At 72.7% G+C, this 13,126-nt stretch carries 9 protein-coding genes and 1 pseudogene; 4 read left to right on the top strand and 6 right to left on the bottom strand.

Annotation, left to right across the window (positions count from 1 at the left end; translation table 11 throughout):
* Positions 1–122 precede the first annotated feature (122 nt).
* A complete protein-coding gene (locus AC068B_RS11650) occupies positions 123–1,382 on the top strand; it encodes a M14 family zinc carboxypeptidase (protein WP_478671269.1) in 1,260 nt (419 codons plus the stop codon).
* A gap of 36 nt (positions 1,383–1,418) precedes the next feature.
* On the opposite strand, the gene AC068B_RS11645 is transcribed toward AC068B_RS11650, so the two are convergent.
* Positions 1,419–1,970 (bottom strand): FHA domain-containing protein, encoded by a 552-nt coding sequence (locus AC068B_RS11645; protein WP_478670832.1) that lies wholly within the window; start codon positions 1,968–1,970, stop codon positions 1,419–1,421.
* Positions 1,971–2,135: 165 nt separating this feature from the next.
* On the opposite strand from AC068B_RS11645, the gene treZ reads away from it, so the two are divergent.
* Positions 2,136–3,881, top strand: a complete 1,746-nt coding sequence (gene treZ / locus AC068B_RS11640) for a malto-oligosyltrehalose trehalohydrolase (protein ID WP_478670829.1) — start codon at positions 2,136–2,138, stop codon at positions 3,879–3,881.
* A gap of 27 nt (positions 3,882–3,908) precedes the next feature.
* Positions 3,909–4,923: pseudogene (locus tag AC068B_RS11635) on the top strand (aldo/keto reductase).
* Positions 4,924–4,965: 42 nt separating this feature from the next.
* Here AC068B_RS11635 and AC068B_RS11630 read toward each other — a convergent pair.
* The 3 genes from AC068B_RS11630 to AC068B_RS11620 form a co-directional block, all read right to left on the bottom strand.
* The gene (locus AC068B_RS11630; RefSeq protein ID WP_478670828.1) at positions 4,966–6,090 is read right to left on the bottom strand and encodes a M24 family metallopeptidase; all 1,125 of its coding nucleotides are present in this window, start codon (positions 6,088–6,090) and stop codon (positions 4,966–4,968) included.
* Positions 6,091–6,153: 63 nt separating this feature from the next.
* Entirely contained in the window at positions 6,154–6,930 is a 777-nt protein-coding gene (locus AC068B_RS11625; protein WP_478670827.1) for a PDZ domain-containing protein, read from the bottom strand.
* 49 nt (positions 6,931–6,979) lie between these two features.
* Positions 6,980–7,849 (bottom strand): LysR family transcriptional regulator, encoded by an 870-nt coding sequence (locus AC068B_RS11620; RefSeq protein WP_478670824.1) that lies wholly within the window; start codon positions 7,847–7,849, stop codon positions 6,980–6,982.
* A 117-nt stretch (positions 7,850–7,966) separates the two neighbouring features.
* On the opposite strand from AC068B_RS11620, the gene AC068B_RS11615 reads away from it, so the two are divergent.
* Positions 7,967–8,701: a CTP synthase C-terminal region-related (seleno)protein gene (locus AC068B_RS11615; RefSeq protein WP_478670823.1), complete on the top strand. Its 735-nt coding sequence runs from the start codon at positions 7,967–7,969 to the stop codon at positions 8,699–8,701.
* On the opposite strand, the gene phsA is transcribed toward AC068B_RS11615, so the two are convergent.
* Positions 8,698–10,602, bottom strand: coding sequence for an O-aminophenol oxidase PhsA (gene phsA, locus AC068B_RS11610; protein ID WP_478670822.1), 1,905 nt, complete (start codon positions 10,600–10,602; stop codon positions 8,698–8,700). The genes AC068B_RS11615 and phsA overlap by 4 nt on opposite strands.
* Before the next feature lie 138 nt (positions 10,603–10,740).
* Positions 10,741–12,906 (bottom strand): germacradienol/geosmin synthase Cyc2, encoded by a 2,166-nt coding sequence (gene cyc2, locus AC068B_RS11605; protein WP_478670820.1) that lies wholly within the window; start codon positions 12,904–12,906, stop codon positions 10,741–10,743.
* Positions 12,907–13,126: the final 220 nt, after the last annotated feature.

The following is a 13,126-nucleotide window of genomic DNA, read 5'->3' as shown; positions in this document are numbered from 1 at the left end:
TCCACGTACGCCCGTTCGAGTGAGGTCGGCCGTCGTTCCGCTCCGTCGTGCACGTCCTTGACACGTCTCGCGGGGCGTGGCGTACTTCGATTGCCTCAGTGGTGGACCGGACGGGGGGCCAACTGGCGGTGCAGCACTATCCGAGTGTCCCTGAACTCGTCTTTTCCGCGCGACAGTTGGCAGCTCACCGTCCCGACCTGATCTCCCTGCGCGAGGTGGGTGCCTCGCGCGCGGGACGGCCGCTGCACCTGCTCTCGGTGGGGCGCCGCACCCGCGCCGTCCTCGTCGTCGCGGGCGCCCACGCCAACGAGCCGACCGGCGGTTCGACGCTGCTGAACCTCGCCGAGTGGACCCTGCGCGACCCGCGGCTGCGCAGCGACGCCTCCTGGCACTTCCTGCTCTGCGCGGACCCGGACGGCGCGAGCCTGCACCGCACGCCCTCTCCCCGCACGCTCCTGGACTACCACCGCAGCTTCTTCCGCCCCGCGGGGCCCGAGCAGCCCGAGTGGTCGCCCTCCATCCTGCCGCCCGACCGGCTGCCGCCCGAGACCCGTGCCCTGAACGCCGTCATCGACGAACTGCGCCCCTACTTGCAGGTGTCCCTGCACGGCACCGACCTGGGCGGCAGCTGGGTACAGCTGACGAAGGACATCCCCGGCCTCGCGGAGCCGTTCGCCAAATCGGCGGCGGAACTGCACATACCCGTGGAGACCGGGGCGTCGGACGCCGCGGGCTGGCCGGTCTCCGGCCCGGGCGTCCACGTACTGCCGGGCCCCGGCGCGGAAGCGGCGTACCCGAGCCTGCCCGAGGACGCCCGGCTCACCACCTGGCACCGCACCCACCGCTACGGAGGACGCACCGCGATCGTCGAGGTCCCGATGTGGGCCAGCGATCTGGTCGACGACCCGCAGCCGCATCCGGCACCCGCGCGGGCGATGCGGGCGCTGGCGCGGCGGCTGCGAAGGGACGCACGGCTCGTCGAGGAGATCCTCGGCGAGGCGCTGCCCCGGCTGCCCGACTCCGAAGGACCGCTGCTGCGCGCCGCGCGGTGGGCGCTCGGCCTGGTGCCCGGCCTCGCCGACGACTGGCGGCGGCTGCCGCCCGCGGGCACGTCCATGGCGTACATCGGGAGCGTCGACGCCTTCGGCAGGCGCCTGCCACTGCGGGCCGCCGCGATGCTGCTGCGGGTCCTGGACGAGGCGGGCGACCGGGCGGCGCCGCGGCTCGACCTGCTCGTGACGCAGTGGAGCGAGGCGTTCGCCGAGCGGTTCAGGGCCCGCTGGGTGCCGCTGGAGGACCAGGTGGAGCACCAGTCGCGCACGACGGTCGCGGCCGCGTGGCACGCGCGCGTGCAGGCCGACAGCGACCGCGCGCGGGACTGAGTACGTCCGTCGGCGGGGTCGGTCCGTCGGCGGGGGTCAGTCCGTCGAGAGGCGGAACGCCATCCGGCCGAAGCTCACCGAGTCGCCGTCCTGGACGATCGCCGCACCGGTCACCCTGCGGCCGTTCACGGACGTGCCGTTCGTCGAGCCGAGGTCGCGCAGCACCCACACGCCGCCCTGCCGCCGCAGCTCGGCGTGGACCCGGGAGACCGTGTCGTGGCTCAGCCGCAGCCCGTTGGCGGGGTCGCGGCCGATCCGCAGCGGATGGCTGCTGTCGGGCGAGGGCAGCAGCAGCTTCGGCAGGCGCTCGGTCTGCCAGGCCCTGCGCAGCTTCATCGTGAACCCGGAGACCGCTCCCACGCCGCCGAGCACCATGCGCGACCAGCGGCTCTCGGTCCGCAGGTCGCCGGTGAGAGCGGCCAGTTCGTCGGGCTGCCGGGCGGCGAGCACGAGCTCCATGCGCCGCACGAACGTGTCGTGCGAGAGCCTGCCTGCGGCCGCACCCTCCTTGAGTACGTCCAGCGCCCGGTCGCGCTCCGCGTCCGTCACCCGCGCGGGGTACGTGGAGAACTCGAAAGAGGATGTCACCTGGGGATTGTCGGTCAAGCGCGGCCCGGGTGTCCAGAACGGGGGCTTCGGCAACTGCCCGATCGCTTGCCCGCGGATCCTCCCACGGACCGACGGTTTCTGACGCACCATGGGACACACGAGGGACGCACGGTGTGACGGACAGCGGACGAGGGAGAACCGTCGGTGAAGTTCGAAGTGTGGGCGCCGGAGGCCGAGCGGGTCGTGCTGGAGTGCGCGGGGGCCACGCGCGCGTTGGAGCGCGACGGGGACCGCGCGGGATGGTGGGCGGGGGAAGCGGCGGCCGAGGACGGCACCCGTTACGGCTTCTCGGTGGACGGGGGCCCGGTCCTGCCCGACCCGCGCTCGCGCCGCCAGCCGGAGGGGCCCGACGGGCTCAGCGCGGTCGTCGACCACGACCGGTTCGCGTGGGGCACGCCCTGGGCGGGGCGCGGCGTGCGGGAGGCGGTCCTGTACGAGCTGCACGTGGGGACGTACACGCGCGAGGGCACGCTGGACGCGGCGGCGGGCCGCCTCGGGCACCTCGCCGAACTCGGCGTCACGCACGTGGAGCTGATGCCGCTGTGCCCCTTCCCCGGGCGGCACGGCTGGGGGTACGAGGGGGTGTCGCTGTGGGCGGTGCACGAGCCGTACGGCGGACCCGAGGCGCTGAAACGATTTGTCGACGCGGCGCACGCGCACGGCCTCGGCGTCGTCCTCGACGTCGTCCACAACCACCTCGGCCCGTCCGGCAACCACCTGCCCGCGTTCGGGCCCTACTTCACCGAGACGCACCAGACGCCCTGGGGCGCGGCGGTCAACCTGGACGCGCCCGGCTCGGACGAGGTGCGCGCGTACCTGATCGGCAGCGCCCTCGCCTGGCTGCGGGACTACCGCGTCGACGGCCTCCGCCTCGACGCGGTGCACGCGCTGCGCGACACGCGCGCGTGCCACTTCCTGGAGGAACTCTCCGTGGCCGTGGACTCCTTGGCCGCCGAGCTCGGCAGGCCGCTGTCCCTGATCGCCGAGTCGGACCTCGGCGACCCGCGGATCGTCACCCTGCGCGCGCGGGGCGGGCTCGGTCTGCAGGCGCAGTGGAACGACGACTTCCACCATGCGCTGCACACCGCGCTCACCGGTGAGTCGCAGGGCTACTACGAGGACTTCGCGCGCGCCCCGCTGGCCGCGCTCGCCAAGACGCTGACGCACGGGTTCTTCCACGACGGGACGTACTCGACGTTCCGCGGCCGCGCCCACGGACGCCCCGTGGACCGCGCTCGGACTCCCGCGTACCGCTTCCTGGGCTATGCGCAGACCCACGACCAGATCGGCAACCGCGCGCAGGGGGACCGGCTCTCGGCCGCCCTCTCCCCCGGCCTGCTCGCCTGCGCGGCGGCGCTCACCCTGACGAGCCCGTTCACGCCGATGCTGTTCATGGGCGAGGAGTGGGGCGCCACGACGCCCTGGCAGTTCTTCACCGACCACACGGACCCCGATCTCGCCGAGGCCGTGCGCCGGGGCAGGCGCAGGGAGTTCGCGGCCCACGGGTGGGCCGAGGAGGACATCCCCGACCCGCAGGACCACGGGACCCGCGACCGGTCGTGCCTGGACTGGTCCGAGCCCGCGGAAGGCCACCACGCGCGGCTGCTCGCCTGGCACCGGGAACTGATCGCCCTGCGGCGCGCCCGCGGCGACCTGACCGACCCCGACCTGTCGGCAGTGCGGGTCGCGTACGACGAGGGGGCCCGCTGGTTCGCGTTCCGGCGCGGGGACCTGCGGATCGCCGTGAACCTCGGCAAGGAGCCCGTCACCGTGCCGCTGGACGGGCGCCACGCGCGCGTGCTTGCCGCTTGGGAGCCGGTCGAGGCGCCCGGCGCGGACGGGGTGGTGCGCCTGCCCGCTGAATCGTGCGTGATCCTGGCCACCGCGTAACCTCGGGGCCACCTAGGGGAGGCGATCATGAAGCAACGATTCCTGGGCCGGACCGGTCTGCGCGTCAGCGAACTCTGCTTCGGCACGATGACGTTCGGCAGCGGCGCGGACGAGGCGACGTCGCACCCGCATGCTGGACGCGTTCACGGAGGCCGGTGGCACGTTCATCGACACGGCCGACATGTACGGGCACGGCGTGTCGGAGGAGATCCTCGGCCGCTGGCTCAAGGGCCGCCGCAGGGACGAACTCGTCGTCGCCACCAAGGTGTTCGCCACGATGAGCGACGCGCCGAACGCCGGTGGCCTGAGCCGCAAGCACATCGTGTCGGCCGTCGAGGCGAGCCTGCGGCGCCTCGGCACCGACCACATCGACCTGTACCAGACGCACGTGTGGGACGCGACGACACCCGTCGAGGAGACCCTGTCCACCCTGGACACCCTCGTGAAGGCGGGCAAGGTGCGCTACCTGGGCGCGAGCAACCACTCCGGGGCGCAGCTGCAGAAGGCCCTCGACGTGGCGCGGGCGCACGACTGGGAGCCGTACTCCTGTCTGCAGCCGTTCTACAACCTGCTCGGGCGCGACATCGAGTGGGAGCTGCTGCCGCTCAGCGCGGCGGAAGGCGTCGGCGTCATTCCGTACAGCCCGCTGCACGGCGGCTGGCTCTCGGGCAAGTTCCGGCGGGGCATGGCGGCCCCGCCGCAGGGCACGCGGGGCGCGGGCAGCTGGGAGGAGCGGGCCACCGAGGACACCTGGCGGGTCGTCGACGCGGTGCTTGAGGTCGCGGAGGAGGCCGGGCGCTCCCCCGCGCAGGTGGCGCTGCGCTGGCTCCTCCAGCAGCCCGGTGTGACCGCGCCGATCGTCGGGGCGCGGTCCGTCGAGCAGCTGGCCGACAACCTCGGCTGTGTGGGCTGGGAGTTGACGCCCGAGCAGCGGGAGCGGCTGACGGAGGCGAGCGCGCGGCCCCTGCCCTATCCGTACAACGTCCTCGCCCGCTACCCGGGCCGCGAGCCGCGCAACGGGCCCCGCACCGACGTCGGTTGAGGGCCCGCCCGGCCTGACACGCCCGGCCTGACGCCGACGGCGTCAGTCGACGATCGCCATCTCGCGGGCGGTGGTGTTGAGCCGCCGCCCGCCCTCCTCGGTGACCGTCACGATGTCCTCGATGCGCACCCCGAAGCGCCCCGGCAGATAGATGCCGGGCTCCACGGAGAAGCACATGCCGGGCACCAGCGGCTGCTCCTCGCCCTCGATCATGTAGGGCGGTTCGTGGGTGGTGACGCCGATGCCGTGTCCGGTGCGGTGGATGAAGTACTCGCCGTAGCCGAACTCGGTGATCACGTCGCGGGCCGCGCGGTCGATGTCCTGGCAGGCCGCGCCGGGCCGCACCGCCGCGCACCCCGCCGCCTGCGCCTCGCGCACCACGTCGTGGACGCGCTGCTCCTCCGCGGTGGGCTCACCGACGTGGACCGTGCGGGAGGTGTCCGAGCCGTAGCCGTGCAGCAGCCCGCCGAAGTCGAGGACGACCATGTCGCCGCGCTCGATGACGCGGTCGCCCGCCTCGTGGTGCGGGTTGGCGCCGTTGGGGCCCGAACCGACGACGGTGAAGTCCACCTGGGAGTGCCCGAACCGCCGCAGCAGGTCGGCGAGGTCGGCGGCGACGTCCGTCTCCCTGCGGCCCGCGAAGGACACCTTCTGGATCTCCTCGTACGCCGCGTCGGCCGCCGCGCCCGCCGCCGCGAGGCGCTCAAGCTCGGCGTCGTCCTTGACCGCGCGGAGCATCGGCAGCGCCTGCGTGAGGGAGAGGTAGGAGGTGTCGGGCAGCGCCTGCTGGAAGCCGAGCAGGTGCATCGCCCAGGCGTTGTCGCTCACTCCGAAGCGGCCCGATGCGTCCAGGAGGGGCGCCGTGACGGCGTACGGGTCCTTGCCGTCGGTCCAGTCCCGCAGGGTGAGCGCGGACGCGCCCGCGGCCCGCGCGGCGTCCGGGGCCTCCAGGGTGGGGACCACGAGGACGGGGTCCTGCCCGGCCGCGAGCACGAGGAGCGTCAGGCGCTCGGTGATCGCGGTCGGCTGGTAGCCGGTGAGCCACACGAGGTCGGGTCCGGGGGCGACGAGCACACCCGCCAGACCCGCGTCCGCGGCCGTGGCCGCGGCGCGTTCCATGCGTGCTCGGTAGTCGTCGGCGGTGAAGGGCGCGGGCGCGCTGCTCATGTGGACCTCCTGTTGTCTACGCCTGAGATCCTGCCCCGCGCCGCTCGCGACCGCGAGCCCGGGTCAGGTCACGACGCCTGGCCTGACGGACAGGACCTGGCGTACGCCGCTCTCGTGGCGCACCGTCAGGGCCAGCGCCCTGCCGGGGCGTGCGGCACCGACCACCGCCGCAAGATCGGCCGCCGAGTCGATCCGGGTCCCGCCGACCACGAGCAGTGTGTCGCCGCGCACCAGGCCAGCGGTGTGCCCGGGACCGGGTACGTGCGCACCGACGAGCAGGGCGCCCGCGCCCCCGGGAGCGTCGACGGCCTCGATGCCCAGGGTGGCGGTGCGGGGCTGGGAGGTGCGGGGCTGGGAGGTGCGGGGCTGGGTGGCGAGCGGACGCGGCCCCGGCCCCGGCCCCGGCCCCGGCTTCAGGGGTGCGCCCGGCTTCGAGACAGGGGGCTTCTGAGCAGCGGGCCCGGCCGGACCGGGCGCCGCCTTCTGTATCTCGGCGAGCTTGCTCAAGCCGATGACGGTGGCGCTCACGGTGCCGATGCCGATGCCCGAGAGCACCAGCGCCACCGCGACCAGGAGTCCGAACAGCAGCGTCGTCAGCCGCCTGCCGCGGCGCCTGACCGCGTGCGGCCGGTGGCTCCTGCCGGGCCCGAGCAGCCTGCCGAAGCGCTTTCCGGGAGCCGGGCCCGCGCTCGTACTCGTACTCGAACTCACGCCCGCACTCGCACTCGGTTTCGGACCCGTTTTCGGACCCGTTTTCGTACTCGTTGTAGGACTCGGATCGGGGTTCTGGCCGGGGTTCTGGCCCGGCATCGGCTTGGGACGCAACGCAGTCTGATCCATGGCTCGCCTCCGGCCACAGCTCTACCCGGAGTGACCCCGCGGCGACGCTTCACGAACGGGTGACGTCCAGCTGTGCGGCCAGTGTCCGCGCGGGCCCGCGGAGCGCGCCCGCGTGCAGGAGTTCCGTGCGGTGGACGACGCGGGGCGACGTCAGGGGCACGGCGACCGTGCCCCGCGCCTCGTCGGCGGGTGCCTTCGGCAGCAGGGCGAGGCCGTGTCCCGCGGCGACCAGCGCGGCGAGGGTGCGCAGGTCCGTACCGTCGTAGCGCAGTGCGGGCCGGAAGCCCGACGTGCCGTTCGCGGCGCGGAGTTGGGCCAGCGGCAGGGCGGCACCCGGAGCGTCGATCCAGCGGGCGTCCACGAGGTCGCCGAGGCGCAGACCGGCGCGGCGAGCCAGTGGGTGGCCCTCGGCGAGGAGCACGGCGACGGGTTCCTCCGCGACGGCGTGCGCACTCAGCGGGGCGACGTCCGGCAGGTGCAGGGGGTCACTGGGGGCGGCGAGGCCGTCGACGAGGCCGAGGTCGGCGGCGCCGGTCGCGACGGCCGCCGGTACCTCGTCGCGCGACAGCACGGAGAGGGTGACGCCCGCCATGGGCAGCGCCCGGACCGTACGCGGGGTCAGCGCGGCCGGTGCGGCGGCGAGCGTCAGCCCCTGCTCGGGGGCGGCGGCCATGCGGACGACCTCGGCGCGGGCCGCGTCCAGGCGCAGCAGCAGCGGGCCCGCGTGCTCCAGGAGGCGGTCGCCCGCCGGGGTGGGGGCCACCGGTCGGCGGGTGAGCAGGGCCGCGCCGAGATCCTGTTCGAGGGCGGCGATGTGCTGGGAGACAGCGGACTGGGTGTAGCCGAGCTCGCGCGCGGCCTCGGAGAAGGAGGCGAGGCGGGCCACCGTCACGTACGTGCGCAGGAGGTGCGGGTCCATGACCGCAAGGATCCTCCAGGCCGCCCAAGAGGCCGTCACCGGTCATCAGAATCGCTTATGGCAGGTGCAGATTTCATCGTTGGACGTGAACTGGGGAGCGCGCCCAGGATGCTCGGCATGACCACAGTCCCGAACGCCCCCACCCCCCGGGCCGCCCGCATCGCCCTCGTCGGCGACCGCTCGCCGAACGTCATCTCCCACACCCGGATCCCGCTCCTCCTTGACGCCCTCGCCACCCGGGACCGCCTCGTCCTCGACGCGTACTGGATCCCGACCGAGGACGCCGGGGAGCCGGACGCCGTGCGCGGCTTCGACGCCGTGTGGGTGGTGCCGGGCAGCCCCTACCGCAGCGAGGCCGGGGCGCTCGCCGCGATCCGTACGGCGCGCGAGGACGGCGTGCCCTTCCTCGGCACCTGCGGCGGCTTCCAGCACACGCTCCTGGAGTACGCACGGAACGTGTGCGGCCTGACCGATGTCGCCCACGCCGAGAACGACCCCGACGCCGACGATCTGCTCCTCACACCGCTGGCCTGCTCGCTGGTCGGCCACGAGGGCACGGTGACCATCGCGGCGGGCTCGCTCGCCGAGTCCGTCGTGGGCGCCCGCACGTCGGTCGAGCGCTACCACTGCTCGTACGGCCCCAGCGCCCACCTCGACACGCTGCGGGCCCACGGGCTGCGCTTCTCCGGCGAGGACGAGGAGGGCCAGGTGCGGCTGGCCGAACTCCCCGGCCACCCCTTCTTCCTGGCCTCCCTCTTCCAGCCCGAGCTGGCCGGCGACGGCTCGCGGCCGCACCCGATCGTGCGGGCCCTGGCGCGAGCCGCCGTCCGCCGCGCGGGCGTGACCGGCTAGCCCTCGTGGCCGCCGTGGCCGCCGCCGTGACCCGCCCCGTGGTCGAACTTCAGGGCCTCCTTGGGCATCACTACGAAGGGCCGCATCATGCCCATGTCCTCGTGCTCCAGGAAGTGGCAGTGGTACATGAAGCGGCCGTACGCCCCGTCGAACTTGCCCATGACGCGCAGCATCTGGCCGCCGGGCACCCGGAAGACGTCCTTCCAGCCGCGCTCGTTGGGCGCGAGCGGGACGGGCCGCTGTGGGTCGGCGGCGACCGGTGTGCGGGTGCCGCCGATCGTGACGTCGAAGCCCGAGACGTCGAAGGCGTCCCTGCCGAGGAGCTGGAAGTCCGCCAGGTGGATGTGCATCGGGTGGACCACCGGCGGGTTCACGGCGAGGTTCAGGAAGCTCCACTGCTCGTGGCTGCCCTCGGCGATGGTGATGCCTAGACCGTCGTTGAACGTGCGGGCGATCCGGCGGTACGTCTTGACCTTGCCGTCGGGCCCGCGTAGCTGGATGATCCCCTCGGTCGGCACCTGGATGTCGCCGGGCTCCTCGACCTCGGCCATCTCCCAGATCTCCGGGTGGCCGCCACCGCCCTTGGTGGCGGGCGGGGTCAGCACGATCAGCCGGTGGCCGTGCGCGATGTCGTGCGAGAGCGGGCGGAAGGAGCCCGAGAGGATCTCCGGCAGTTCGAAGGTGTCCGGATCGGCGCACTCGCCCACCCGGAACTCCATGACCTGCGGATAGCGCACGTCGTTCGCCACGTCGGGCACGCCGGGCGGCTGGCCGCGGCCCTTGTTGACCAGACGCAGCCGCTGCCCGGCCAGCTCCCGGAAGTCGATGAGGAGGTCCATGCGCTCGGCCGGGGCGACGGTGAGCGTCGGCAGGGCCCCTTCGAAGTCGACCGGCACGGGGCGCGGCAGGAGCCCGCCGTCGCTGCCGATCTGGTGCAGGACGCCCCGCACGGGGTTGTTGTCCTCGTCGACCAGGACCAGGTCGTAGATGCGCGCGTTCGACGCGTTGACCAGGCGGAAGCGGTACCAGGCCGGGTCCACGTCGGCGTACGGCCAGATGCGGCCGTTGACCGTGGTGTAGGGGCCCGAGAAGGGCAGGGAGACCGGCTTGCCCGTCTCCGCGTTCTTCGGTTCGATGATGGTGGTCTTGTGCAGGAGGCGGCCGTTCAACCGGTCGTCGCCCTCGTCCGTGTCCAGGTTCCTGTCGGCGATGAGCAGCGGGATCTCCCGCTCGCCGCAGGGCAGTTGGAGCGCGTCCTCCTCGTCGTCCCGGACGAGGTACGTGCCGTACAGCCCCGCCATCACGTTCCACCGGGTGATGTTCATGGCGTGGTCGTGATACCACCACTGGACGGCCTGGTGGTCGTTCGGATACTCGGAGAGCTGGGCGTCGCCGAATCCCACGGCGTTGTCCGCCCAGCCGTCGTTGCCGCCGCCCGTCTGCGCGCCGTGCAGGTGCGTCACCGACCAGGCGGGCAGCGCCGCCACGTCCTTGTTCGGCTCGACGCCCGCGCGGCCCGGCTCGGTGCTGGGCGGCGGGTCCTTCTGCGGGTCGCCCAGCGGGACCTCGACGGCCGTGACGGGATACTCGCCCTGCGGAATGCGGTTGGTCCAGGCGATGCGGATCCGGCGGCCGCGCCGCACCTCGATGGTGGGGCCGGGCACCGAGCCCTCATACCCCCACATCAGGGTCGGCGGGAGCTGCGGGTGCAGACGCACCCACGTGGGCCGCAGCGCGATCTCGGTCTCTTCGCTTCCGTCCGCGGGATCGGGCCGCAGGACGGGCGGGACGGTCAACGGCGCCACGAAAGGCACCAGTTCACCGTCGGCGGTCGCCCCGCCCTTCGCTGCCGCCTCGTCGCCCGTCAGCTTCTCAGTGATGCGCTCAATGATGTCGGTCAAGATCGAACACCCCCGTGTCCATCCCCCGTTGCGCGGCCGCTCGTAGGCCGCCTTCACTTCAGAAGACTCCTGGCGCACCACCGAAGTTCCACGAATCCTGCATTCCGGATGAAACCATCCGAAGGGGGTCGCGCCGGGTCAGCGCGGACCGGCGATCGAGGGCACCCTCGGCACCCGGTCGGGCACGAAGCCGTGCGCGCGCCCCGCCAGATCCTCCGCGCCGTACCGCCGACATGCCTGATGCCAGTGCAACACCCCCACCATCCAGTTCCGCAGGTCCGCGACATAGCCGTCCATCGCCGCGCGTGCCTTCCGCGACAGTGCGAAGTCCTCGTACAGAGTGGGCAATTCGTGCGCGATGACGTGCTCGAACTGCCGCAGGCGCTGCGTCGTCAGGTCGTGGACGACGCGCAGCGCCGCCGGGTAGTCGCAGCCGAAGAAGTTCTGCACGACGAGGATGCCGTTGTGGATCTCGCCCTCGTACTCGATCTCCTTCTGGTACGAGAAGATGTCGTTCCAGAGCATGGCGTAGTCGACGGCGGCGTTCTCCAGGGAGCGGACGGGACCGCTGCGGTAGATCTCGGGCGGCACGGATGGGCCGCGGCCCATCCGGCACAGGCTCATGGTCAGGTCGGAGCCGAACGTGGCGCGGCGCATCTCCAGGTAGTCGACCGGGTCGGGGATGCGGTGGTGGAGCTGGTTGAAGACCTCCCACACCCAGCTCTCCGTCATGACGTCCACGGCGTCCCGCAGCGTCCTGCGCTGCTCGTCGGGCAGGTCGCGGACGGTGCGCGTCCACAGGTCGACGAGGCCTCGCTCCATGGCGTTCGCGGGCACCGGCACCGGCTCGTCCGTGAGGTTCATGCAGGCGGAGAGGCGTTCGGTGCAGAGCTTCGCGGCGGCCAGGTCACGGGTGCGGCCGAAGACGACGGGGTAGTAGTCGTCGGCGTAGGTGCCCCAGGCGAGCCACTGGGAGCTGAGGTCGAGTGCCTCCAGGGTGCCGTCCGGATCGAGGCCCGCCGAGCACAGCGCCAGGTCGTACGCGTGGAGCTTGTCCTCGTCCCAGATGCCCTCCTCCAGGATGCCGATCGCGTGCGACCACCCGGTGAGCCGCTGCCGCGCGGTGTCGAGTCCCGGGTTGAGCCGCAGCGGGTACGGCATGCACGGGTCGGGGACCAGGGAGGGCCCCACCTTCTGGAAGGGCACGTGGGTGAAGGAGCGCAGCCGCTCCGCCCCCGCGGCGGCGAGCAGCGCGGCCATGTCGGTGCCCGAGGTCCCGATGCCGGTGGGCCCGGCGAGCGGCGAGCTGTCGAGCGCGCCCTCGTTCATGTACCTGCTGGAGCGCAGATGCCATTCGTGGCCGCCGGACTGCCAGTCCTGGAGTCCCTGTGTGTACGCGGCGACCGCCGCGACCTCCGGCGGGGTGAGGCCCTTCTCCAGGGCGACGGCGGGCACTTCGGTGGCCGCCGTGTGCTCGAACTGGTGCAGGCGTGAGGTCAGGACGTCGTTGACGGTGTCGGCCGCCTCCTGGGTCGTGCAGTCGAAGAAGGTCTCCAGAACGAGCACTCCGTTGCTGAGCTCGCCCTCCTCCTGGACCTCGCGCTGGTACGAGAAGAGGTCGTTGCGCAGGTGGACGGCGTCGGAGAACGTCTCCATGAGCACGCGCAGCGGCCTCGTTCCGGCGACCGCCGCGGGCACTTCCGCCGTCGCGTACTCGATGAGGCCCGCCGACCAGGGGGCGCCGCCGACCTTGCGGCGCATCTCGATGTACTCGACGGGGTTGGCGATCCGCCCTTCGTTGATGTTGGAGAGCTCCCACATCGACTCGTTGAGCAGGTGTTCCGTCGATTCCGCGAAGCGGCGGCGCCAGTCCTTGGACATCGCGGGCACCGTGCGCGCCCACAGATCGGCGAGGCCCGCCTCGACCGGGTTCCGCGGCTCGGGCAGCTCGGCGGAGAGGTCCATCGGCATGAAGAAGGGCAGACGGTCCAGGTGGGCCTTGCCCGCCGACCTGTCCTGGGTGCGTTTGTACATGTCCAGGAAGTGGTCGTCGAAGAAGAACACCCACACGTACCAGTCGGTGATCAGCGACAGCGCGGGGCCGTCGCAGTCGGGGTGGGTGTACGCGCACAACAGGCCGTAGTCGTGCGCGTCGAGGTCGCTCCGGTCCCAGATGCCGGAACCTTCCAGCATGCCCATGTCGCGGGCCCACCGCGCGGAGTGCGCGCGGGCCTCCTCCAGGTGCGGGTTGAGCCTCGCGGCGTACGGCATGTAGAAGTGCGGGAGTTCGAACGGCTGCGTCATGTGCCCGGCTCTACCCGGGGCCCTCCACCGGCATCCGTGCGGCGGCCGATGATCGCACCATCGCGTGAACCGGGCGCACTTCGATGCGTGGCGAGGGCATGCGAAGGTAAGGGACGACGCCCCGGGCCGTCCCCACCGGCACCGGCCCCGCACACCCGGGCGGCCGGTCGCACCGAATCACGCGTTTCCCCGCCTGCGCACGGTCCACGCCTCTAGGCTT

This window comes from Streptomyces sp. NPDC042371 (assembly GCF_056437465.1).
This window is presented reverse-complemented; position numbering and strand designations above follow the sequence as displayed.

What these genes read in the sequence shown, in the direction of transcription:
- AC068B_RS11615 (WP_478670823.1), top strand. Translation starts at nt 7,967, where the DNA reads ATGACCACAGTCCCGAACGCCCCCACCCCCCGGGCCGCCCGCATCGCC.
- AC068B_RS11625 (WP_478670827.1), bottom strand. Translation starts at nt 6,930, where the DNA reads ATGGATCAGACTGCGTTGCGTCCCAAGCCGATGCCGGGCCAGAACCCC.
- AC068B_RS11630 (WP_478670828.1), bottom strand. Translation starts at nt 6,090, where the DNA reads ATGAGCAGCGCGCCCGCGCCCTTCACCGCCGACGACTACCGAGCACGC.
- AC068B_RS11620 (WP_478670824.1), bottom strand. Translation starts at nt 7,849, where the DNA reads ATGGACCCGCACCTCCTGCGCACGTACGTGACGGTGGCCCGCCTCGCC.
- cyc2 (WP_478670820.1), bottom strand. Translation starts at nt 12,906, where the DNA reads ATGACGCAGCCGTTCGAACTCCCGCACTTCTACATGCCGTACGCCGCG.